Origin of the sequence: Streptomyces sp. AK08-02 (genome assembly GCF_033795085.1) — a bacterium.
Classification (GTDB): Bacteria; Actinomycetota; Actinomycetes; order Streptomycetales; family Streptomycetaceae; genus Streptomyces; species Streptomyces echiniscabiei.
Map to the genome: position 1 here is coordinate 67,340 of NZ_JARAZV010000020.1, position 20,216 is coordinate 87,555.

The window sequence follows — 20,216 nt, forward strand, 5'->3', positions numbered from 1 at the left end:
GCCCGTTCTCTCTCCCGGGGGCGGCGCACCAGGCGGCGCCCCCCAGCCCCCTTCCCCTTACGGAAAGTTCCTGCCTCCATGCATGGAATACCTGGCGGGCGCGCCGCAACGAGACGCGCCCGCTCGACGGTCCTGACCGTCCTCACCGCCCTGACCCTCGTCACGACAGCCGCGACGAGCCAGGCGGCCGAGCCATCCGCGACGACGAAGGCTCCGTCCACCACCAAGTCCGCGGCGCCCAGCGCGAAGACCACCGCGACCAGCAGGTTCGCGGCCGGCTCCGGTGAGGACTGCACCGCCACCGCGCCGGGCTCCGAAGAACGCCGCGCGGGTGCCGTCGAGTCCTGTGTGACGGTCACCCCCGCCCCCGCGAAGGCGAAGACCCGCGCGGCCGCAGCCGCTCCTGCCGCCTCCGCGGCAGCAGCCGCCGCTGCGGGAAGCTGCGACATCACCAGCCCCGGCAACTACGGCTACGAGCGCTTCTCGTACTGCGTGACCGGCATCAACGTCACCTACATCCTCCGCAACAGCAACGGTGTGGAGATCGGACGCGGCGTCCTGGCGATCTCCACCGGCGGTGACCTCTCCCCGACGGCCACGACCTGGAACGAGCAGGTCTCCGTCACCATGACCCTGGCCCAGGGCGACGTCAAAGCCCTGAACGCCAAGTTCCGCGCCTCGTGCGACGCCGGATGCACGGCCACCAAGACCGCCCCCTGGTTCGGCGGTGCCATCACCCTCAACCAGACCCTCACCGGCAACGTCACCTTCTCCTCGGCGCAGACGGCGGGCTCCTCCGCCTCCTTCTACACGGCCTACGCGATGTACGTGACGTCCCCGGGCGCGACGGCGACCGACCCGAACGCGTCGTGGAAGAACTCGCGTCAGATCAGGTGTGACGACGCGGTCGGCGGCACTTCGGTGGCGGGTTGTGCGATTCCGTCGATCACGGCAGAGCTGTCGATGAGCACGCAGGGCTCGGACCACGGCGGCGCGGTGGCGGCGTATCTGTGGGCCCAGAAGAGCCTCACCGACCGCTGGGGACTCAACAGCGCGCTGACCCGGTCGACGAGCGGCGTGGCCGGCCGTGCGAGCAGCACCTGTGGAAGCGGAGCGTCGGAGCCGTTCGCGGACGCCAGCGACCTCATACCGACCGACACCTGTGCCCAGTTCCCCTTTGCGGAGACGAAGGAAGGCGGAAGGGACGGCGCTGAGTGCGCCCAGCTCATTCCCTACTACGGCTCCGGCGGATGGGTCATCCACGAACTCAACGGGGGTCCGAGCCTCGACACCTCCCAGCGGTGTGTGCGCGCCCACGTCGCCGCCGCCGACAAGCAGTTCGCGGATGGACAGCTCGCCAACGGCTTCGCCGGCCAGCGGGTCATCGACGCCGACCAGTTCAAGCTGACGCTCACGACGTCGCTCGACGGCTCGTACGCGGAGTGCCTGGGGATCTCGCCGCCGGGCGCGCGCCCGGCCGGCAACGGCTGGATCCTGAACACCACCGAAGCAGTCCCGCACGTCAGGAAGAACGACGGGACGAGCGCGGCAGGCTACCGGGCGACCAAGGCCACCGCCTGTCTGGGCAAGGTGCCCGGCCCCGGCAGTGAAGCCGGCGGAGAGATCACCGGCTGGCTGGACGCGGCCGACTACGCCTCCGCGCACCATCTCACCGAGCAGCTCGCCCGGTGTCACCTGGTCGCCAACATTCTCGGCGGGCGGATCTCGAAGAACCTCGTGCCCTGCTGGCAGGTCGGGATGAACACCGGCGCAGGCAGCATGTGGGAGTACGAGGAGCAGGTCCGGGACGAAGTGCGATTGGCCTCGTTCAGTGAGGACGACGCGATCTTCTACGAGGTGACTCCCAGATACACGACCGCCGACAGCACGATTCCGGTGGGCGTTACGATCAGCGCCAAGATCGAGCGCGAGGACGGTTCAGTCGAACCGATGTTTGGGAACGTCTACATCCCCAACACCCAGACCGGCGGAGCGCACAGCCTCGGCAACTGATCCCTCTCCGTACCTCGTTCCGTGCCCTCGGGAGCCAGCATGAGTTTCACCACCCCGCCGCGGTCGGTCGACGTGACCGCGCTCTTCCCTCATCTGGCCCCGCTGGCGCGGACGGCGACCCGGCTGCACCCACGGCCGGGGTCGCCGACGGTGCACGACAGCTCTGTCGGCGGGCCGATTCTGTGGCCCGCCGACGAGCCGTGGCCGCTATGTGACGGACCACACGAGAGGGGTGCGACGCGCAGGGTTCTGTCCCCGGACGACATCCGGCTCCTCCGCCGTACCCACGCGGCGATAGCAAGTCGACGGCACATCGGCAGCCCGGCCTCCCGGCCCACGCCCGAGGAACTGGCCACCGAGAAGCGGATCCTCAAGGGCCGCCCCTGGCCCGAGGGCCCGGTTCCCCTGCTCCCTGTTGCCCAGCTGTACGCCTGTGACGTCCCTCTCCCGTTCAGCCCGCCCGGCACTGACCTCCTCCAGGTCCTTTGGTGCCCCTTCGACCACCCGACCCACCCCCGTACCGCGGTCTTCTGGCGCTCCGCCGGCACCGTCACCCACATTCTGGAAGCGCCGCCCGAACCGCCCGCGATCAAGTCCCAGGGCTATCTTCCGGAGCCGTGCCTGCTGGCACCGGAGCAGATCACGGAGTACCCCGCCTTCATGGAGCTGGACAAGGAGCTGCGGCAGGAGCTGGGAGACCCGAGCCGGTGGGATGGCTCCCGCCCCGCCGGCACGCAGGATTTCTACGAGAACGAGCTGTCCACTTCGCCCGGTTGGAAGACCGGTGGCTGGTCGCGCTGGGGCCTCTCCGACCCCATGCCCCGACACTGCCCGGAGTGCGGCACCGAGGCGCTCCCGCTCCTCACCGTCGCCACCCTCGAATGGGACGCCGGCAGCGACAGTTGGGCCCCCGAGGAGGAGCGGACGAACCCGACTCCACTCCCTCTCGGCACCCCGCCCGCGAACTTCACCCTGATCGGGATCGCCCGCGGCTACAGCCTCCAGCTCCACGCCTGCCCGGCCGACCCGACCCACCCCCACATCGAACTGGTCCAGTAACCGGCACACCAGGAGCCGACAGGACCTTCCAGGGCAACGAGACCTGGCGGCGGGTGATCGGCGAACAGCTGAACATCGACGGGGGAGGACACGTCATCACTGGTATGGGATCCCCACGCCACGCACCTCGACCGATGGAGGAGCTCAGCTCCGTTCGGAGGCCAGTGTCCGTCGCGTCGGCCGGTTTCTCGCGGCTGGGCTGGCTGGACGCGCTACGCGGCCTCGCCGCTCTCGTCGTGGTGTTCGACCACTCCTCGTACTCCTATATGGCGGAGTTCCGACAGGAGTTGATGCCGCAGTTCAACACCAGCCGCTACGGCATCATGGTGTTCTTCCTGGTCAGCGGCTACATCATCCCTGCCTCCCTGGAACGCAGGGGCAGTGTCCGGACGTTCTGGGTCGGACGGCTGTTCCGTGTGTACCCGCTGTGGGCGGTCGCCGTCACCGCTCTCCTCGCCCTCGACATGCTGGGCCTCGCGCAGCGGCGTGAGTTCGACGGGCAGAGCGTCGCCGCGGTCGCCCTCGCTCATGTGACCATGCTCCAGGAGTTGCTGGACACGCCCAATCTCCTGCTCGTCCTGTGGACGCTCTCGTACGAGATGGCCTTCTACCTGCTGGTCGTCGCGCTCTTCACGGTCCGCCTGCACGAGCGGTCGGCGGCGATCTCCGCCACCCTCGCCGTACTCGCCGCCACGAGCGTGACGGCGGGGGTCGCACTTCCGGCCTCCGTGGTCTCCGACACAGTCGGCCGGGGCCCACTGATCGCGCTCGCCGCCGTCGCCATGCTGCTCGCCATCTGCTGCGCGAGCTCGGCATCGCCCGCACCGCGTCTGCTCGGGGGATTGCTGGGCGGCGTACTGGCCCTCGTCCTCGTCGCCTTCAACGGCACCGTCCCCATGTGGGAGGGACTGGTCATCCTCGCCGTGATGTTCCTGGGCACCGCCGTGTACCGGGCCGAGCACGGCCAGAGCACATGGCGGCACGCGGCGTGCACGACGGTCGTGGTGCTGTGCTGCGCCGTAGGCAGCGCGTACTGGCACGGTGACACGTCCAACTTCACCCGTCGCGGCTGGATCACGGCGTTCCTGCTGGCCGTACTCACCTTCGGCGTGGGCCTGGCACTGCGCCACCGCCGGATCCCGCGCCCGCTGATCTGGCTGGGAACCATCAGTTACTCGGTCTATCTGATGCATCCGGTACTGCTGGCGGTGAGCGACGACAGGTTCGGGCGGTGGCGGCAGGACAACGTGGTGGCCGAAGTGGTCTTCTACGTGGCGCTGCTACCGGTGTGTGTGCTGACCTACCACTGTGTAGAGGTGCCGCTGCAGCGGTGGGGGCGTGGTGTGGCGCATCGGTTGGACCGGTTGTGAGGCACGTGACCAAGTGACGCCGGGCGACCCGAGGGCCAAGGAGTTCGGCCACGCGGACGAGTGACAGCCGCTCACCCTGGCCGGGCCGGGTCGAGGCGGCGCTGGACGCGTACCGGACGGGGCCGGGGCATCGTACGGCCCCCGGCACCACGACCCTGGGCCCGGCGCCCGCACAGCCTCCTCTTTGACGAATCGAGGGCAGCGCACAGCGGGGTCGGTTAGCCTTCGGCCGAACTGTGGGCATTTGGGTGTGTGGGTATGCGGGCATTCGACCTGGACGGTACGAGCGGGTGAACGGCGAGCACGACGTCGGCGGCGGAGGGTACGGCCGGCCCGAGGGAGGGTGGAGCGTGGCCGACGGGCTGCGGTCCGTCGCTCGCGCGTTCGTGTACGCCGTCGTCGGTGGTGCCGCGCTGATCGCCATCGCCACCGTCGCCTCCGTACTCGGGCCGACCCTCGCCCTCGACCTCTACACGCCCGCCGTGGCCGCCTGGTGGACGGTGTTCACGGCGGTCGTGGTGCAGGGAGTGCCCTTCCTGCTGCTGGGCACGGTGGTGTCGGCGGCGATCGGGGCGTTCGTGCCGGAGCGGGTGTTCACCCGGCTGCTGCCGCGCAACCAGGCGCTCGCCGTGCCGATCGCGGGCGCGGCGGGGGTCGTCCTGCCCGGGTGCGAGTGCGCGTCCGTGCCGGTCGCGGGGAGCCTGATGCGGCGCGGGGTGGCCCCGGCCGCCGCGCTCGCGTTCCTGCTCTCCGCGCCGGCGATCAACCCCGTGGTGCTGGTCGCGACCTCGATCGCCTTCCCCGGGCAGCCGAGGATGGTGCTCGGGCGGCTGGTGGCCTCCCTGGTCACGGCGGTGGTCATGGGCTGGCTGTGGGCGCGGTTCGGGCGGGACGAGTGGCTGCGGAAGCCCGCACCGGTGGGTGGGCCGTCGTCCTCCGGGCCCTCCGGTTGGCGCGGGTTCTCGGCCGGGCTCCAGCACGACTTCCTGCACGCGGGCGGCTTCCTGGTGCTGGGCGCGGGGGCGGCGGCGACCTTCAACATCGTCGTCCCGAGGTCCGTGCTCGACGTGTTCACCGGCTCGGCGTGGCTCGCCGTGGTGCTGCTCGCCGTACTGGCGGTCGTCCTGTGCGTGTGCAGCGAGGCCGACGCCTTCGTGGCGGCCTCCCTCAGCGGCTTCTCCCCCACGGCCCGGCTCGCCTTCATGGTGGTCGGTCCGATGGTCGACCTGAAGCTGATCGCCCTCCAGGCGGGCACCTTCGGCCGGTCCTTCGCCGTCCGGTTCTCGTCGGTGACATGGGTGGTCGCGGTGACGAGCAGTGTCGTCGTCGGGTGGTGGCTGCTGTGAGGGGGAGAGGGTACGGGCCCGCTGTCCTGTTGCTGCTGACGGGCGGGGCGGTACTGCGCATCGCGCTGTTCAGCGAGCTGTATCTGCGGTACGTGCAGGAGGGACTGCGGCCGTACCTCGTGGTGTCCGGGGTGGTGCTGGTGCTGCTGGGGGTGGTGGCCGCCCTGGCGCGGCGACCGGCCGAGGGCGACGAACACGATGACCATGGGCACGATCAGAGCGACGGTCACGGCCACGGTCACGGCCCCCGGGTCGCCTGGCTGCTCACGCTTCCCGCCCTCGCGCTGCTCCTCTTCCCGCCGCCCGCCCTGGGCTCGTACAGCGCGGACCGCGAGGCGGCTCAGCGGGCCGCGCAGGGCGTGGGTACGTTCCCCGCGCTGCCCGCCGGGAATCCGCTGGAGCTGACGGTCGGCGAGTTCGGCTCGCGCGCGATCTTCGACAGCGGACGGTCCCTGAAGGGCCGTACCGTCCGGCTGACCGGCTTCGTCACCCACGGGGACGACGGCACCTGGTACGTCACCCGCCTCCTCGTCTCCTGCTGCGCGGCCGACGCCACGACGAGCAAGGTCGAGATACGTGACGCCGACGCCCCGGTGACGGACACCTGGGTCACGGTCACCGGAACCTGGATGCCCAAGGGGAAGCTGGGCTCGGACGCGGCCTGGCCACCGGTGCTGGACGCGGGGTCCGTACGGACGGTCGCGGAGCCGTCGAACCCGTACGAGAAGCGCTGACCGTCACTCGTGACCGAGCGATGGTGAAAGGATTCCACGGGTGCCGGACAAGGCAGGTCGTGGAATCGATGACGGAGACGGAACAGAGGGCCACCCGGGATCAGCGGGCCCGCTTCGAGGCGCTGGCGCACGTCGTGACGGAGCCGCTGCACCGCTATCTGCTGCGGCGCGCCGAGCCCGACCAGGTCGACGACGTCCTCTCGGAGACGCTGCTGGTGCTGTGGCGCCGCATCGAGGACGTACCGGGCCTGGAGGCGGCGGGGCACGCCCCTGACCCCGACGCCGTACTGCCCTGGTGCTACGGCGTGGCCCGTGGCTGCCTGGCCAACGCCCGTCGCGCGGACCGGCGTAGACGCTCGCTGCTGGAGCGCCTGACGTGGACGGCGGCGGGCCCGGCGCGGGAGACGGAGGGCCCCGACCACACCGCCCTGCACACGGCGCTCGCCCAACTCCGCGCGCTGGACCGGGAGGTGGTCCTCCTGTGGGCGTACGAGGAACTGACCCCGAGCCGGATCGCCGAGGTGACCGGCCTGAGCGCGAACGCCGTGAGCATCCGGCTGCACCGGGCGAAGAAGAGACTGGCGGCCCAGCTGGAGCGAAAGACCGGCCCACGCCCCGGACATGAGACGGACGAAGGACAAGGAACCGGTACCGGAAACGGAAACGGAAACGAAAGGAGCAGTCGATGAACGACGACGAGTTGCTGGCCCACCTGAAGGCCACGGACCCGGCACTGACCTCGAAGGCTCCGCGACCCGACGTCACCCGTCTTGTGGAGGCCACGATGAACTCCAACTCCAACTCCAACTCCAACACCAACACCAAAACCGCACCTACGGATACGCGTACAAGAACAGTGGGCGCAGGGCCGCGCAGGCGCCTCGTCCCGGCTCTGGCGTTCACCGCCCTGCTGGTGGTGGGAGGCGGTGTCACCTGGGGGGCCGTGAGCGGTGGAAGCGGGACGGCTGACCACGCCGGCTCACGTACGGCGACGGCCGCTCCCCACGCCCGACCCCTGACCCTGACCCTCGCGGACAGCGGTTCGATCGCTCCCGCTTGCGTGGAACCCACGCCGGACTTCCTCCGCCGCCACCAACTCGCCTTCGAGGGCACGGTGACCGCCAAGGGGGGCGACCGCGTGGACCTGCGGGTCGACCACTGGTACCGCGCCACCACCGACCGCCCCGACGAGGTCCGCCTCACCAACGACGAGGGGTACGCGGAGGCCACGATCTTCGAGGTCGGCACCCAGTACCTGGTCACCGCGGACGACGGCGTCGTCCCGATCTGCGGCGGCACGAGCGTGGCCACGACCGAGGGACGGACCATGTTCCAGCAGGCTTTCGGGGCTCCCGCGGGCTGACACACGCCCATACGGACACATCGACGCCCTGCCGGGGAGGCGGGCGTCGCTGTGTCCCTATGGGGTAAGGCAGTTGAGGGGGTCTCAGTGCTTCGCGCCGCTGCGGTACGTCGAGATGCCCAGGGCCAGTAGCCAGTAGCTGAGGATCGCGCCCATCAGGGCCGTCGTGCCCCAGCCGTTCGCCGCGTAGAAGTGGGCCGGGGTGTTGCCGAAGAACAGGGACGGTACGAAGGCCAGGTTGATGCCTGCCAGGACGTACGCCGAGCGGGTGGTCCAGCGGGGGAGGAGGTTCGTGCGGGCGATCGTGTAGGCGGTCGCCGTCAGGAAGAGGGCGAGCAGGAGGCGGCTGATCGAGCCGTAGAGGATGTAGGTGCCGTTCACGTCGATCGTCGGGTCGATCGAGTGGTCGGTGGCGATCACCGCGCCGGCCTCCAGGCCCATGGAGACCAGGGTGATCGTCGCGTAGGCGAGGCCCGTCGAGCAGGCCAGCGAGGCCGCCCACTCGTAGGCCGGGTTCACCCGCTTCGCCAGTTCGCGGAAGCTCGTCACGAAGACGATCAGGAACGCCAGCGCGATGATCCCGGCCAGGAGACGGGCCAGGACGTTCGCGTCCGGGGGTGGGCCCGAGTAGATGAAGTACAGGGGCACTTCGACGATGAGGGCGACGGCGCTGGCGATACCCGCGACGCCGGTCAGGCGACGTGCGGTCCGCTCGCTCATGCCGGTCGGGTGGGGTGTCTCCGTGGTCTGCCGCGTTGTCTGCTGCTGTGTGTTCGTCGTCTTGTTCATGTAAGCGATCGTGCCGGTCGCGGCGCGCTTCGTCCCTGGCCCTGAGTGGCCGATGTGGGGGTGGTGCTACCTACACCTTGCCGCCCCTGACGGCCATGCCGACCTGGGGCGATCGATTTACAGCGGCGTGTGCATGCGTAAAGATCGGGCCGTGGGTACCCGGGGCTTTCGAAGGACTCGAAGGACTCCGGGAGGCGATGTCCGTGCGGTTCGGGGACGGTCGGCGCGACGGGGACGATCGGCGTCGTGAGCGGCTGGCTGACGCGATCTTCGAGCGGGTACGGGACTCCCGACCCGGCGAGATTCCCCGGCGGCTGTGCGATGTCGCCGTCGAGCTGCTGCCGGTGACCGGCGCGAGTGTCTCGCTGCGCGCCGACGGCGTGCCCCTACGGCTGACCGAGACCGACGCGCGGGCTGCCCAACTGGCCGAGATACAGGCGACCTTGGGCGACGGGCCCGGCCCGCGTGCCGCTTCCACCGGCGTTCCCGTGCTCGCGTCCGATCTGACGGCCGGCCGCGACGCGCGCCGCTGGCCGGTCTTCGCCCAGGAGGCGAGCGAACTGGGCGTGTGCGCGGTGTACGCGCTGCCCCTCGGCAGCGGTCGGATCTGCGTGGGCACACTGGACCTCTACCGTGACACCGTCGGGGAGCTGACACCCGGCGAGCTGGGGACCGCCGGTTGCGTGGCGAGGGTCGTGACGGTGTCGCTGGCCGACCTGTCCAGGACGGCCCGGCTGGGCGGGCTGGTCGCGGACCACGACGAGATCCACCAGGCCATCGGGATGCTCATGGTCCAGCTCGGCGTCGACGCGGAAGAGGCCCTCGTACGTCTGCGCGCGCACGCCTACTCCCACAGCCGCACGGTGCTCGCGGTGGCGCGAGAGGTGGTGGGGCGGCGGAGGCGGCTCGACAGGGGTTAGCCGCTGGGGTGGAGTGTCCGGGGCGCGGGTGGGTCAGTACAGGTCCTCCTCCGAGTCCTGCCCCTGGTCCTGGTCCTGATTCTGGTCCTGGTTCTGGCCCGGCACCTGCTCCTGTGCCTGCTCCGAGTTCTGTCCCTCACCGTTGCCCTCGCTCTGCTGCTCCTGGGGCTGAGGCCGGGGCGCGGGCCGGACCGGGCCCCGCGTCGGGCTCGGGCTCGCTGCAGGCGTCGGACTCTGGCTCTCGTCCCGCACCGGCGTCTGTGGCGGGACCGGGGTCTCCTGCCTGGTCTGCTTCAGGCGTTCGGCGCCGACCTGGAGGGCGTGGACCGTGTACTCCGTGCGCGGCTCGGCCAGGCCACCGTTGGTGAGGACGATCGCGTCGTCGCCGACCCGTACGGCGGCGAGATCCAGGGTGAGCGTGGCCGGGGCACCGTCCAGTTCGCCCCTCGTCGAAAGACGCAGCCCCTGCCGGGCGTCCCCCGCCTCGGGCAGCCGGACCTCCTTGACCCGCACCTCCTGGCGGGCGCCGCGCGGCCCGACCGCCGTGAAGCGGGCGCATTTCTGCGGCATCGTCCGCAGCCAGGCGAGCCGCTCGTCGACGTCGGCCCGGTGGGCGGCGCTGACCTGGTAGCGCAGCTGCCCGCCGTCGTCGTAGTCGTCGAACCCGGCGACGGCACGCGCGCCGGCCGGTTCGCCCAACAGCTCCTCCGTGTACACGGCGTCGAGGAGACGTCCGCAGTCGGTGTTGTCCGCCGTCGCCTTGAGCAGCGCGTCCCGCCAGAGCGCGGCGCCCTCGCTGGGCGTCCAGGGCGCCCCGAGGTCGGCGTCGGTGAGGAGCGCGCCCCGGGCCTGCGCGTCGGTGAGGGCCTGCGGGGCGGTCGGGGAGGGGGAGGCGTGCTGTGCGGGAGTGGGGGAGGCGGCGGCTCTGGCCTGCTTGAGTTCCGTGCCGCTCCCGGCGTGGTACCCGTCGTGGGTGCACGCGGCCATCGTCAGCAGGGTGCCCATCCCGAGGGCCGAGGCGAGCAGACGTACCGCGCGGGGCGAGGGCCGACGGGTCATCAAGGGGTTCCTCCAGAGGTGCCGTACGTCAGAGCGCTCCTCCGACGGCACCACCGCGAGCCCGGTCCCACCACCGGGCCGGGCCGTACGGGTGAGACGGCCCGGACTCTGAGAACCTGTGCAGCCGGGAAAGGAGCCCTCACCGTGACGACTGCGGAACCCAACATCCACGCCCAGCCCCATGTCCAGCCCCTTGGCCCCGACGCACAGCCGAGTTCGGATCTCCCCGTGCCCGTCATCATCGACTGCGACACGGGCATCGACGACGCCCTGGCCCTGCTGTTCGCCGTACGGCACCCGGGAATCGACCTCCGCGCGGTCACCTGCGTCGCCGGGAACACGGACGTCGACCAGGTCGTACGCAACACCCTCACCGTCCTCGACCAGGCGGGCGCCCCCGATCTGCCCGTCGCGCGCGGGGCCGAGCGGCCGTTGCTCGAGCCCGCGCGGCCCGCCGCCCATGTGCACGGACGGGACGGCCTGGGCGACCTCGGTCTGGCCGCGTCCAGCACCCGGACGCCCGTCGACGTGGACGCGGTGACCCTGCTGCGCCGCGAGATCCTCGGCTCGCCCCGCCCGGTCACGCTGATCCCGATGGCCCCGCTCACCAACATCGCCCTGCTCCTGCGTACGCACCCCGAGGTGACCGCCAACATCGAGCGGATCGTCTTCATGGGCGGCGCGGTCGAGGTCGGGAACGCCACTCCCGTCGCCGAGTTCAACGTGTGGCACGACCCGGAGGCCGCCGCCGTGCTCCTCACCGCCGGGGTGCCGATCACGATGTACGGCCTGGACGTCTTCCGGCGCGTCGTCGTGCCGTGGGCCGATGTCCAGCGGCTGCGCGCGAGCACGGAACCGGGTGCGCGGCTCGCCGGTGAGCTGCTGGCCCACCGTGACCCGGCCGCCACCGGCGACCCCACCCCCACCGGGAGCCTCGGCGACGCGGGCGCCGTCTGCTCGGTCGCCGACCCGGCCGGGCTGACCACCAGCCTGCTGCCGGTCGAGGTCTCCCTCGCTCCGGGCCCGGCCCGCGGCCAGACGATCGTCGACCGCAGACCGCGCCCCGGCGAGTCCGAGATCCACCACGGCGCCCGTGCGCGACCGCTGGTGGACGTGGCGCTGGACATCGACGTGGACCGGTACGTGGAGCTGTATCTCCGGACGGTGGAGGGCCGGAACCCGTAGCAGCGTCCCGTCGACGACGTCCGCCCCGGTGCCGCTCGCGAGGAGCCGCACCGGGGCGGACGTACATCAGGCCCTGCTCAGGACATGCTCACCTTCGTGAGCATGTTCGTGATCACGAATGGGCGCGACCCGCCTTGCGTCGCTTCGTCGCCATCACGATCGCCGCGCCACCGATCAGCAGCGCGGCGGCACCGCCCGCGATCGGGCCGGTGGCGCTGCCGCCGCCGGTCTCGGCCAGCGGGGGCTGGGTGCCCTCGGGGGTCGTCGGCGTGGCCGGCGGGGTGGACTCCGGCGTCGACTCGGACGGAGTCGGCGTGCCCGGGGTCTCGGAGGCGGGCGGGGTGGTCTCGGACACGGGCTCGGAGGGAGTCGGCGTGCCCGGGGTCTCCTCGGCCGGAGGCGTCGGGGTCGGGCTGCCCGGGGTCTCCTCGACCGGCGGAGGCGTGGTCGTGCAGTCCTTCGTACCGCCGTTCCAGGCGGCGATCAGCTTGTCCTTGATGACCGGACGGTCCGGGCCCTTGGGCAGGTCGCCGTGCTCGAAGCCGTCGTTGGCGTCGAAGTCGCCGTCGAACTTGACCTTGCCGCGGTAGAGGTCGATCTGCGCGAAGCAGCCCGCGTCCGGCACCGCGATGTCGAGCGAGTCGGTCTGACCCTGCGTGACCGTGACGGTGTCGAAGTCGACGAAGACCTGCAGCCCGGAGGTGCCGAAGGTGGGACCGTGGGCGATGTAGGAGGCCAGGGAGGCGGTGCAGGTGCTGGCGTCACCGGCGGTGCGGACCTTGACGTGGACCTTGCCGTCGTCGGTGGGCTTGAGGTTCTGGTCGTCGACGCGTACCGAGTCGAAGAAGTTCTGCCCGTCGAGGGAGAACTGGCAGCGGTCGGTCTCGGTCTTGGTGCCCGCGCCGGCGCCGGGCTTGTAGCCGCCGGTCTTGGAGCCCCAGCCGTCACCGCCGGGCGTGCCCGTCGCCCAGGCCCCCGAGGCCGAGGCCGCGCAGAGGGCGAGTGTGGCCGCGCCCGTTCCAAGGAGGTGCAGCGCGGTTACACGACTCAGTATGGACATGCGGATCCCATCTTCGCGTGTGCGAGAACCCGGGTTCGGCGGGAGGACAGCACGTCGCTGCCAGGCCGTACCGGGGAGAGTGTGGTGGAAGGAACGCCAGGCCCACTGGTCATATGCGCCACAGCGTTCGCACATCGTGAATCGTGCGGCCCGGGGTGTCAACTTGGTGGAATGCAAAGGATGTTCGCGCTTAATTACCATTTCGCCACACAAGGACGGGTGTGTTCCGGGGGCGCGTAGGTTCACGTTCCCGGCGAAGTGGACAGTTTGGGTTCTGGATTCGTCTTCCCGCCGGTGAAGAGCCACAGCAGAAGTGCCACAGCAAAGGAGACAACGAGTGCCCGAACCGACTCTCGACCTTTCCTCCCAGGACCCCGACTGGTGGCGTCAGGCCGTCTTCTACCAGGTGTACCCGCGCAGCTTCGCCGACGCCGACGGCGACGGACTGGGTGACCTCAGGGGCGTCACCCGGCGTCTGACGCATCTGAGCGCGCTGGGCGTGGACGCCCTCTGGCTCTCCCCCTTCTACCCCTCCGAACTCGCCGACGGCGGCTACGACGTCGCCGACTACCGTGACGTCGACCCCCGGCTCGGCACCCTCGACGACTTCGACGCCATGGTCGCCGAGGCGCACCGCCTCGCCCTCAAGGTCATGGTGGACATCGTCCCCAACCACACCTCCCGGCGGCACGTGTGGTTCGAGGAGGCGCTCCGCTCGGCGCCCGGCTCCCCGGCCCGCGACCGCTATGTCTTCCGGGACGGCAGGGGCGCGCACGGCGAGCTTCCGCCCACCGACTGGCAGTCCGTGTTCGGCGGCAGCGCGTGGCAGCGGGTGACCGGGGACCAGGCGCCCGACGGCCAGTGGTACCTGCACCTCTTCACGCCCGAACAGCCCGACCTCAACTGGGCCAACGACGAGATCCGCGCCGACTTCCGCACCACGCTCCGCTTCTGGTCCGACCGGGGGGTGGACGGCTTCCGCATCGACGTCGCCCACGCCCTGGCGAAGGACCTGGACGTGCCGCTGCGGGACCTCGGCGCCCCGGAACTGAGCGGTGAACAGGCCCTCGCCGCCCTCCCGCCCGGCACCCACCCGTTCTTCGACCGCGACGAGGTCCACGAGATCTACCGCGACTGGCGCAAGATCCTCGACGCCTACACCCCGCCGCGTATGGCGGTCGCCGAGGCATGGGTCCCGGGCGCCCGTCGCGCCCTGTACGCCCGCCCGGACGAACTCGGCCAGGCCTTCAACTTCGAGTATCTGCAGGCGGGCTGGGACGCGGAGGAATTGCGCCGGGTCATCACGGACTCCCTCGCCACGGCCCGTTCGGCGGGCGCCTCGGCCACCTGGGTCCTCTCCAACCACGACGTCGTACGCCACGCCTCGCGCCTGTCTCTCCCCCCGGGCACCGACCTGAACGCCTGGCTCCTGTCGGACGGCACCACCCCGCCGGTCGACGAGGCCGCCGCCCTGCGCCGGGCCCGGGCGGCGACGCTGCTGATGCTGGCGCTGCCGGGTTCGTCGTACGTCTACCAGGGCGAGGAACTGGGCCTGCCCGAGGTGGCCGACCTGCCTGCGGCGGCCCTCCAGGACCCGATCTGGGAACAGACGACGCACACGAGCAAGGGCCGCGACGGCTGCCGGGTGCCGCTGCCGTGGACGACGACCGGTCCGTCGTACGGGTTCGGCGCGGGCGGCGCCTGGCTGCCGCAGCCGCCGGTCTTCGCGTCGTACGCCGTCGAGGCACAGGACGGGGCCGAGGGCTCGACCCTGGAGCTGTACCGCACGGCCCTCGGCCTCCGTCGTCGCCTGCTGGACGGCGAGGAGCTGACCTGGGCGGCGGAATCCGTGCCCGGTGTCCTCGACCTGACTCGTACGGACGACTGGCGCTGCGTGACGAACCTGTCGGCCGCGCCGGTCGAACTGCCGCCCGGGGACGTCCTGTTGAGCAGCGCGCCGCTGGAGCCGGACGGACGGCTGGGCCCGGACACCACGGTCTGGCTGGGCAGCCGCCTGGACCTGTCCCAGCCGGTGCTCACCCTGCCGTGGGACTCGGCGCCGGATAGCCGGCGACGTCCGGCGGCGGGGTGAGGACGACGGTCGGGGAGCCCGGCTGCGGGACGGGCGGGGTGACGTCGGAGGCGGGCAGCTTCGGCGGGGTGGTCTCCTGGAAGAGCACCGTGTCGAAATTGACGAGCCCCGTCTTCTCCATGACCGTGATGTGGTCGAGGACGGTGACGTTGGCCTGGTCGGCGAGGGCGCGGACCAGCGTGTTCTTGGTGGTCGACCGGATCTTGGCGACGGTGTTGAAGATCGACCCGTGGGTGATGCGCAGGATGTTGGCGAAGTCGCTGTCGAACTGGGTCCCCCTGCTGTCCGCGGTCAGCGTGGAGATGAACCCCTGCTGCTGCGGACTGGGCAGGTTGGGAATGGTGACCCCGAGCTGCGGGGCGATCCGCCGCACGGTCGCGTCCAGTGCCGCGTGCCCGGAGACGAGATGCTGCCCGGCGGTGATGACCGCCGGTGAGGTCCCCTTCGCGATCGCCATCTGCCCGACCGGGTACTCCCAGAGCCCGGCCGCCCGCACCTTCACCACGAAGTCGCGGTCGGCCTCCGTCAACGGGCCGAACGAGGTCTGCGCGACGATCCGGGTGGGCGAACTGGACACAGTCTGGACACCGAGCATGGCGGGGTAGGCGAGCGCGGCCAGGGTCAGACCCAGCGCGCCACCCACGAAAAGGGTGCCGGTCGAGCTCCGGGTGAAACGCACCTTGCCTCCTGAAGCGACGGGAGTCGTCGAGGAGGTATACGGAGAGGAGCGGTGCCCGGAACCTTTCGTCTCCGTATGGCCCGCGCAAAAGCTGTGCCATGAACTGACAGGATGTCGGGTGTCACGGGCCCGGAACCGAGGGCCCTGGAGCGGGGGAACAACATGGAGATACTCGTACTGGTCGGCATTCTCCTGCTGGTCGTCGGAGGCTGCGTCTGTGTCGTGTGGGCGTCGCGGGGCGGGCCCTGGTGGGTGCGCGGGGTGGCCAGGCTGACGCTGGCCGCGGGCGAATCGATGCGCAAGTCGTCCCGTTCCAGCCGGAGCTCGGGCGGTCAGAGCTCCTCGGACGACGGTTCCTGACGGCTTCGCCCCGCTCCTGACCCTCTCCGCTCCCGCCCCTCCCCGGTCCGGTCTCGCGGCGGCTTCACGCCTCCGCGGGTCGCCCCGCCCCGCCCAGGCTCTCCGTGATCGTCGCCGTGGCCGCCGCCAGCAGTGCGCCCAGTTCGGGGAGGCGGTCGCGGGTGACGCGGGCCGCCGGGCCCGAGATGCTCACGGCGATCGAGACCTCGCCCTTGTGGTCGTACACGGGGGCCGCCACGCAGCGGATGTCCTGCTCGTTCTCGACGTCGTCGACGGCGTAGCCGAGGGCGCGGATGCGGGCCAGTTCGTCGTGCATGCGCTCCGCGGTCGTGATGGTGGCCGGGGTACGGGCGGGCATGCCCGCAGCGATCACCTTGTCCACCATGTCTCCCGGGCCGTGGGCCAGGAACACCTTGCCGGTGGCCGTGCAGTAGGCGGGCTGCCGGCTGCCCACGCGCGAGTGCATCCGGACCGCCTGCGGGCTCTCGACCTTGTCGATGTAGACGATCTCCGGCGGGTCGAAGGTGACGAGGTGCACGGTCTCACCGCTGTCCTCGGCGAGCTGGTGCAGCACCGGTGAGGTGATCTGCCGGGTGTCGCGGCGCTCCAGGTACGCGTGGCCGAGCAGCGCGTTCTGCGGGCCCAGCCGGTAGCGGCCCGACTCGGGGTCCTGGTCCACGAGCCGGGTGTCCCGCAGAGGGCCGACGAGGCGCAGGACCGTGGACTTGCTCAGCTCCAGCCCGGCGGAGAGGTCGGTCAGTGTGGCGCCGTGCGGATGGCCCCGGTCCTCGGCCAGGTACATCAGGATGCCCAGCGCGCGGCGCAGGGACGACGAGGCGTTGCGGCGGGCCGGGGGTGTCTCGGAGGACTCGGGTGTCTCGGTCACCCAGGCATCCTAGCGTGCTGCATAGCAAAACGGGATGTCACATATTGAAATCGCCCATTGACGACCGCGAAGAGCCGGGGCTAACTTCTGCCCAACGTTCCGCATCGCACTATGCGAAATGAAGTTTTGCATAGCAAAACAAGGCGTCCCCGTACGCCCCATCTCCGGTGACCGTCGACGTTCGCCGCCTGTCTTCGTCGCCCGTCCTCGCCGCTCGGCGTCGCAGCCCTCCCCGAAGGAAACCCCTGATGAGCCTTCGTCACCGTACTCGCCCTCTGATGGTGATTTGTGCCGGTGTGACCAGCGCCGCATTCCTCACCGCGTGCAGCTCCGCCACCGGCTCCACCGGGTCCGGAGCCGCCTCCTCGACGCTCCAGGCGGTCATCAAGCGCGGCACGCTGAACGTCGCGAGCTGTCTGACGTTCCCGCCGTTCGGTTCGCTCAGCAAGGACAACAAGCCCCAGGGCTTCGACGTCGACGTGGCCACCGCCATGGCCAAGGCGCTCGACGTCAAGGTGAAGATCGTCGACACGACGTCCGCCAACCGCATCCCCAACCTGCAGACCAAGAAGGTCGACGCGGTGGTCTGCAACTTCACCACCACCGCCGAACGCGCCAAGCAGGTCGCCTTCAGCGATCCGTACATCGTCGCGGGCGAGGTCATGCTGGTGAAGAAGGCCGGCGGCATCTCAACCCTCGCCGACCTGACCGGCAAGAAGGTCGCCGTCACCAAGGGCTCCACCAACGGCGACGCGGTCAAGGCCGGCAACCCCAAGGCCACGATCCAGGAGTACGACACCTCGGCCGCCGCCGTCCTCGCCGTCAAGCAGGGCCAGGCGGACGCCATGGTCGAGGACTCCAACTTCCTCAACTACCAGGCCAAGACGGACCCCTCCCTCAAGGTCACCAAGGACTCCGTCGTGCCGCTGGAGTACAACGGCATCGGCGTCCAGGCGGGCGACCCGACCTGGCTCCAGTGGGTCGACACCTGGCTGCGCGAGTTCAACACCTCGGGCGAGGGCGCCGCCCTCTACAAGAAGTGGTTCGGCGTCGAGCGCCCGTTCCCCCTCAACCCCTCCTACTGACAGCCCCTGTCGACCTGTTGAGGAGGACCCCGACGTGCTCACCGACTGGAACTACGCCCTCCAGGACTGGCCCACCTATCTCGACGCGGCCTGGCTGTCCCTGCGCCTGTCGCTGGCCGCGTTCGCCCTCGCCTGCGCTCTCGGCCTGCTGGGCGCCCTCGCCCGCAGATCCCGGTACGCCGTCCTGCGCGCACCGGCCGCCGTGTACGTCGAGGTCATCCGCAACACCCCCGTCCTGCTCCAGATGTTCGTCGCATACTTCGCCCTCCCTTCGGCGGGCCTGCGCCTGAGCCCCGTCCAGGCCGGCGTCCTCGCGCTCGGCGTCAACGTGGGCGCGTACCTCACCGAGATCTTCCGGGCCGGCATCCAGGCGGTACCGCGCGGCCAGAGCGAGGCGTCCCGCGTCCTCGCCCTCGGCCCGGCCCGCACCTTCGCGCACGTCGTCCTCCCCCAGGCGCTGCGCAACGTCTACCCGGCCGTCGTCAACCAGCTCGTGCAGATCATCCTCGGCTCCTCGCTCCTCTCCGCCATCTCCGTCCCCGAACTCACCGGCACGGCCACGGTCATCAACTCCCGCACCCTGCTGACCGTCGAGGTCTTCGGCATCGCCGCCGTCCTCTACCTCGTCCTCACCAACCTGGTGGTCCTCGCGGCCGGACTGATCGGCCGCGTGGCCTTCAAGCCCCCGCTGCGCCCGGCCGCCGTACGACCCCGCCCGCTGGACGCCGTACGCCGGCTCCTGCCCGTACGTGTGCGAAAGGAGGCCTGAGCCCCATGGACTCGTCGGTCATCTGGTCGAACCGCGAACTGTTCACCTCGGGCCTCTGGGCCACCGTGCGGCTGTCCGCCGCCGCGATCGTCACCGGCACCCTCGCGGGCCTGGTCGTGGCGGCCGTACGGACGAGCCGGGTGCCGGTGCTGGCCCAGCTCGCCCGCGCCTATCTGGAGGTCTTCCGGGGCACCCCGCTCCTCATCCAGATGCTGTTCATCTACTTCGGCGCCGCCTACCTCAACCTCGCCGGAATCACCGTCTTCGGCGCCGCCCTGCTCGCCCTGACCCTCTACCAGGGCGCCTACATCGCGGAGATCTTCCGCTCGGGCATCGAGGCCGTACCGAAGGGGCAGTGGGAGGCGGCCCGGGTCCTCGGGCTCGGGCGGGTGCGGACCTTCGTCTCCGTGGTGCTGCCGCAGACCCGGGCGATCGTGCTGCCGCCGCTCGTCGGGCAGTACCTGTCCCTCATCAAGGACACGTCGATCGCCGTCGTCATCGGCTACGTCGAACTGCTGCGGCAGGGACAGGCCGTCATCGACCGCGCGGGCGACCCGGCCACCACGTATCTCGCGGTCGCCGTCCTCTACTTCGTCATCTGTTACCCGCTGTCGCTCGTCGTGCGGCGGATGGAACGAAAGGCTGTCCTCGCATGACGACCACCGCCGCCCACCCCGTGGAGAAAGCAGCCGCCGGGATCTCCCTCACCGGCGTCCACAAGCGCTTCGGCACGCTCGACGTCCTCAAGGGCGTCGACATCGACGTCGAGCCCGGCGAGGTCGTCGTCCTCATCGGCGCGAGCGGCTCGGGCAAGTCCACGCTGCTGCGGATCATGTGCGACCTGGAACGCGCCGACAGCGGGGAGGTGTGGGTCAACGGCGTTCCCCTTCACGACGGCAAACGCGCGCCGGAGATCTTCGGCCACGTCGGGATGGTCTTCCAGCAGTTCAACCTCTTCCCGCACCGGACGGCCCTCGGCAACGTGACGCTGGCCCTGCGCAAGGTCCGGAAACTGGACAGGGCGGCGGCCGAGGAGCGCGGGCGGGCCGTTCTCGAACGGGTCGGACTGTCGGAGAAGGCCGACTCCTACCCGGCGCAGCTCTCCGGTGGACAGCAGCAGCGCGTCGCCATCGCCCGCGCGCTCGCCATGGACCCCGCCGTCATGTTCTTCGACGAACCCACCTCCGCACTCGACCCGGAGCTCGTCGGCGAGGTCACCGGCGTCATGCGGTCCCTCGCGGAGGAGGGGATGACCATGGTCGTCGTGACGCACGAGATGCGGTTCGCGAAGGACACCGCGGACCGGGTCGTCTTCATGGACGGGGGTGTCGTGCTCGAACAGGGGCCGCCGGAGAGGGTGTTCGGGTCTCCGGAACAGGCACGTACGCAGCAGTTTCTGCACAGGGTGCTGGAAACGTAGGTTCGGGCGGTTGCCCGGCCGCGGGCC

At 70.6% G+C, this 20,216-nt stretch carries 20 protein-coding genes; 15 read left to right on the plus strand and 5 right to left on the minus strand.

Going from position 1 to position 20,216, the window contains the following annotated elements; genetic code table 11:
- Window positions 1-78: 78 nt before the first annotated feature.
- From PV734_RS36110 to PV734_RS36140, 7 genes are all read left to right on the plus strand, one after another.
- Window positions 79-2,013, plus strand: coding sequence for a DNA/RNA non-specific endonuclease (locus PV734_RS36110; RefSeq protein WP_319293640.1), 1,935 nt, complete (start codon window positions 79-81; stop codon window positions 2,011-2,013).
- A gap of 39 nt (window positions 2,014-2,052) precedes the next feature.
- The gene (locus PV734_RS36115; RefSeq protein ID WP_319293642.1) at window positions 2,053-3,072 is read left to right on the plus strand and encodes a hypothetical protein; all 1,020 of its coding nucleotides are present in this window, start codon (window positions 2,053-2,055) and stop codon (window positions 3,070-3,072) included.
- Window positions 3,073-3,206: 134 nt separating this feature from the next.
- Window positions 3,207-4,442 carry an acyltransferase gene (locus PV734_RS36120; RefSeq protein WP_319293644.1) on the plus strand — a complete coding sequence of 412 codons (1,236 nt, stop codon included), beginning with the start codon at window positions 3,207-3,209 and terminating at the stop codon, window positions 4,440-4,442.
- Window positions 4,443-4,792: 350 nt separating this feature from the next.
- Window positions 4,793-5,788 carry a permease gene (locus PV734_RS36125; RefSeq protein ID WP_319093037.1) on the plus strand — a complete coding sequence of 332 codons (996 nt, stop codon included), beginning with the start codon at window positions 4,793-4,795 and terminating at the stop codon, window positions 5,786-5,788.
- Window positions 5,785-6,522 (plus strand): TIGR03943 family putative permease subunit, encoded by a 738-nt coding sequence (locus tag PV734_RS36130; RefSeq protein WP_415924320.1) that lies wholly within the window; start codon window positions 5,785-5,787, stop codon window positions 6,520-6,522. Before PV734_RS36125 ends, PV734_RS36130 begins: the two co-directional genes overlap by 4 nt.
- A 68-nt stretch (window positions 6,523-6,590) precedes the next feature.
- Entirely contained in the window at window positions 6,591-7,211 is a 621-nt protein-coding gene (locus PV734_RS36135) for a sigma-70 family RNA polymerase sigma factor (protein ID WP_319293648.1), read from the plus strand.
- The gene (locus PV734_RS36140) at window positions 7,208-7,885 is read left to right on the plus strand and encodes a hypothetical protein (RefSeq protein WP_319293650.1); all 678 of its coding nucleotides are present in this window, start codon (window positions 7,208-7,210) and stop codon (window positions 7,883-7,885) included. The genes PV734_RS36135 and PV734_RS36140 overlap by 4 nt, the downstream gene beginning before the upstream one ends.
- Window positions 7,886-7,969: 84 nt before the next feature.
- On the opposite strand, the gene PV734_RS36145 is transcribed toward PV734_RS36140, so the two are convergent.
- Window positions 7,970-8,605 (minus strand): hypothetical protein, encoded by a 636-nt coding sequence (locus PV734_RS36145; protein WP_319093066.1) that lies wholly within the window; start codon window positions 8,603-8,605, stop codon window positions 7,970-7,972.
- 266 nt (window positions 8,606-8,871) lie between these two features.
- Here PV734_RS36145 and PV734_RS36150 point away from each other — a divergent pair, with 266 nt between their 5' ends.
- Window positions 8,872-9,594 (plus strand): ANTAR domain-containing protein, encoded by a 723-nt coding sequence (locus PV734_RS36150; protein WP_319093033.1) that lies wholly within the window; start codon window positions 8,872-8,874, stop codon window positions 9,592-9,594.
- 33 nt (window positions 9,595-9,627) lie between these two features.
- Here PV734_RS36150 and PV734_RS36155 read toward each other — a convergent pair whose 3' ends face one another.
- The gene (locus PV734_RS36155) at window positions 9,628-10,653 is read right to left on the minus strand and encodes a hypothetical protein (RefSeq protein WP_319293652.1); all 1,026 of its coding nucleotides are present in this window, start codon (window positions 10,651-10,653) and stop codon (window positions 9,628-9,630) included.
- Between the two features lie 165 nt (window positions 10,654-10,818).
- Here PV734_RS36155 and PV734_RS36160 point away from each other — a divergent pair, with 165 nt between their 5' ends.
- The gene (locus PV734_RS36160; RefSeq protein ID WP_319293758.1) at window positions 10,819-11,838 is read left to right on the plus strand and encodes a nucleoside hydrolase; all 1,020 of its coding nucleotides are present in this window, start codon (window positions 10,819-10,821) and stop codon (window positions 11,836-11,838) included.
- A gap of 112 nt (window positions 11,839-11,950) precedes the next feature.
- On the opposite strand, the gene PV734_RS36165 is transcribed toward PV734_RS36160, so the two are convergent.
- Window positions 11,951-12,898 carry an LAETG motif-containing sortase-dependent surface protein gene (locus PV734_RS36165; protein WP_319093031.1) on the minus strand — a complete coding sequence of 316 codons (948 nt, stop codon included), beginning with the start codon at window positions 12,896-12,898 and terminating at the stop codon, window positions 11,951-11,953.
- 337 nt (window positions 12,899-13,235) lie between these two features.
- Here PV734_RS36165 and PV734_RS36170 point away from each other — a divergent pair, with 337 nt between their 5' ends.
- Window positions 13,236-14,990 (plus strand): glycoside hydrolase family 13 protein, encoded by a 1,755-nt coding sequence (locus tag PV734_RS36170; RefSeq protein WP_319293654.1) that lies wholly within the window; start codon window positions 13,236-13,238, stop codon window positions 14,988-14,990.
- Here the strand turns inward: PV734_RS36170 and PV734_RS36175 are convergent.
- Window positions 14,935-15,669 carry a DUF4142 domain-containing protein gene (locus tag PV734_RS36175; protein WP_415924321.1) on the minus strand — a complete coding sequence of 245 codons (735 nt, stop codon included), beginning with the start codon at window positions 15,667-15,669 and terminating at the stop codon, window positions 14,935-14,937. The genes PV734_RS36170 and PV734_RS36175 overlap by 56 nt on opposite strands.
- A gap of 111 nt (window positions 15,670-15,780) precedes the next feature.
- Here PV734_RS36175 and PV734_RS36180 point away from each other — a divergent pair, with 111 nt between their 5' ends.
- Window positions 15,781-16,029, plus strand: coding sequence for a hypothetical protein (locus tag PV734_RS36180; RefSeq protein WP_415924322.1), 249 nt, complete (start codon window positions 15,781-15,783; stop codon window positions 16,027-16,029).
- Between the two features lie 64 nt (window positions 16,030-16,093).
- Here the strand turns inward: PV734_RS36180 and PV734_RS36185 are convergent, their stop codons facing one another.
- Window positions 16,094-16,915 carry an IclR family transcriptional regulator gene (locus PV734_RS36185; RefSeq protein ID WP_319093029.1) on the minus strand — a complete coding sequence of 274 codons (822 nt, stop codon included), beginning with the start codon at window positions 16,913-16,915 and terminating at the stop codon, window positions 16,094-16,096.
- A 296-nt stretch (window positions 16,916-17,211) separates the two neighbouring features.
- On the opposite strand from PV734_RS36185, the gene PV734_RS36190 reads away from it, so the two are divergent.
- Genes PV734_RS36190 through PV734_RS36205 form a run of 4 tightly spaced genes read left to right on the plus strand, consistent with a single transcriptional unit; the run spans window position 17,212 to window position 20,189 of the window.
- Window positions 17,212-18,000 (plus strand): transporter substrate-binding domain-containing protein, encoded by a 789-nt coding sequence (locus tag PV734_RS36190; RefSeq protein ID WP_319093028.1) that lies wholly within the window; start codon window positions 17,212-17,214, stop codon window positions 17,998-18,000.
- 34 nt (window positions 18,001-18,034) lie between these two features.
- Window positions 18,035-18,769, plus strand: coding sequence for an amino acid ABC transporter permease (locus PV734_RS36195; RefSeq protein WP_319293656.1), 735 nt, complete (start codon window positions 18,035-18,037; stop codon window positions 18,767-18,769).
- Window positions 18,770-18,774: 5 nt separating this feature from the next.
- On the plus strand, window positions 18,775-19,425 hold the full coding sequence (locus tag PV734_RS36200; RefSeq protein WP_319093026.1) for an amino acid ABC transporter permease: 651 nt from the start codon (window positions 18,775-18,777) through the stop codon (window positions 19,423-19,425).
- A complete protein-coding gene (locus PV734_RS36205) occupies window positions 19,422-20,189 on the plus strand; it encodes an amino acid ABC transporter ATP-binding protein (RefSeq protein WP_319093025.1) in 768 nt (255 codons plus the stop codon). The genes PV734_RS36200 and PV734_RS36205 overlap by 4 nt, the downstream gene beginning before the upstream one ends.
- Window positions 20,190-20,216: the final 27 nt, after the last annotated feature.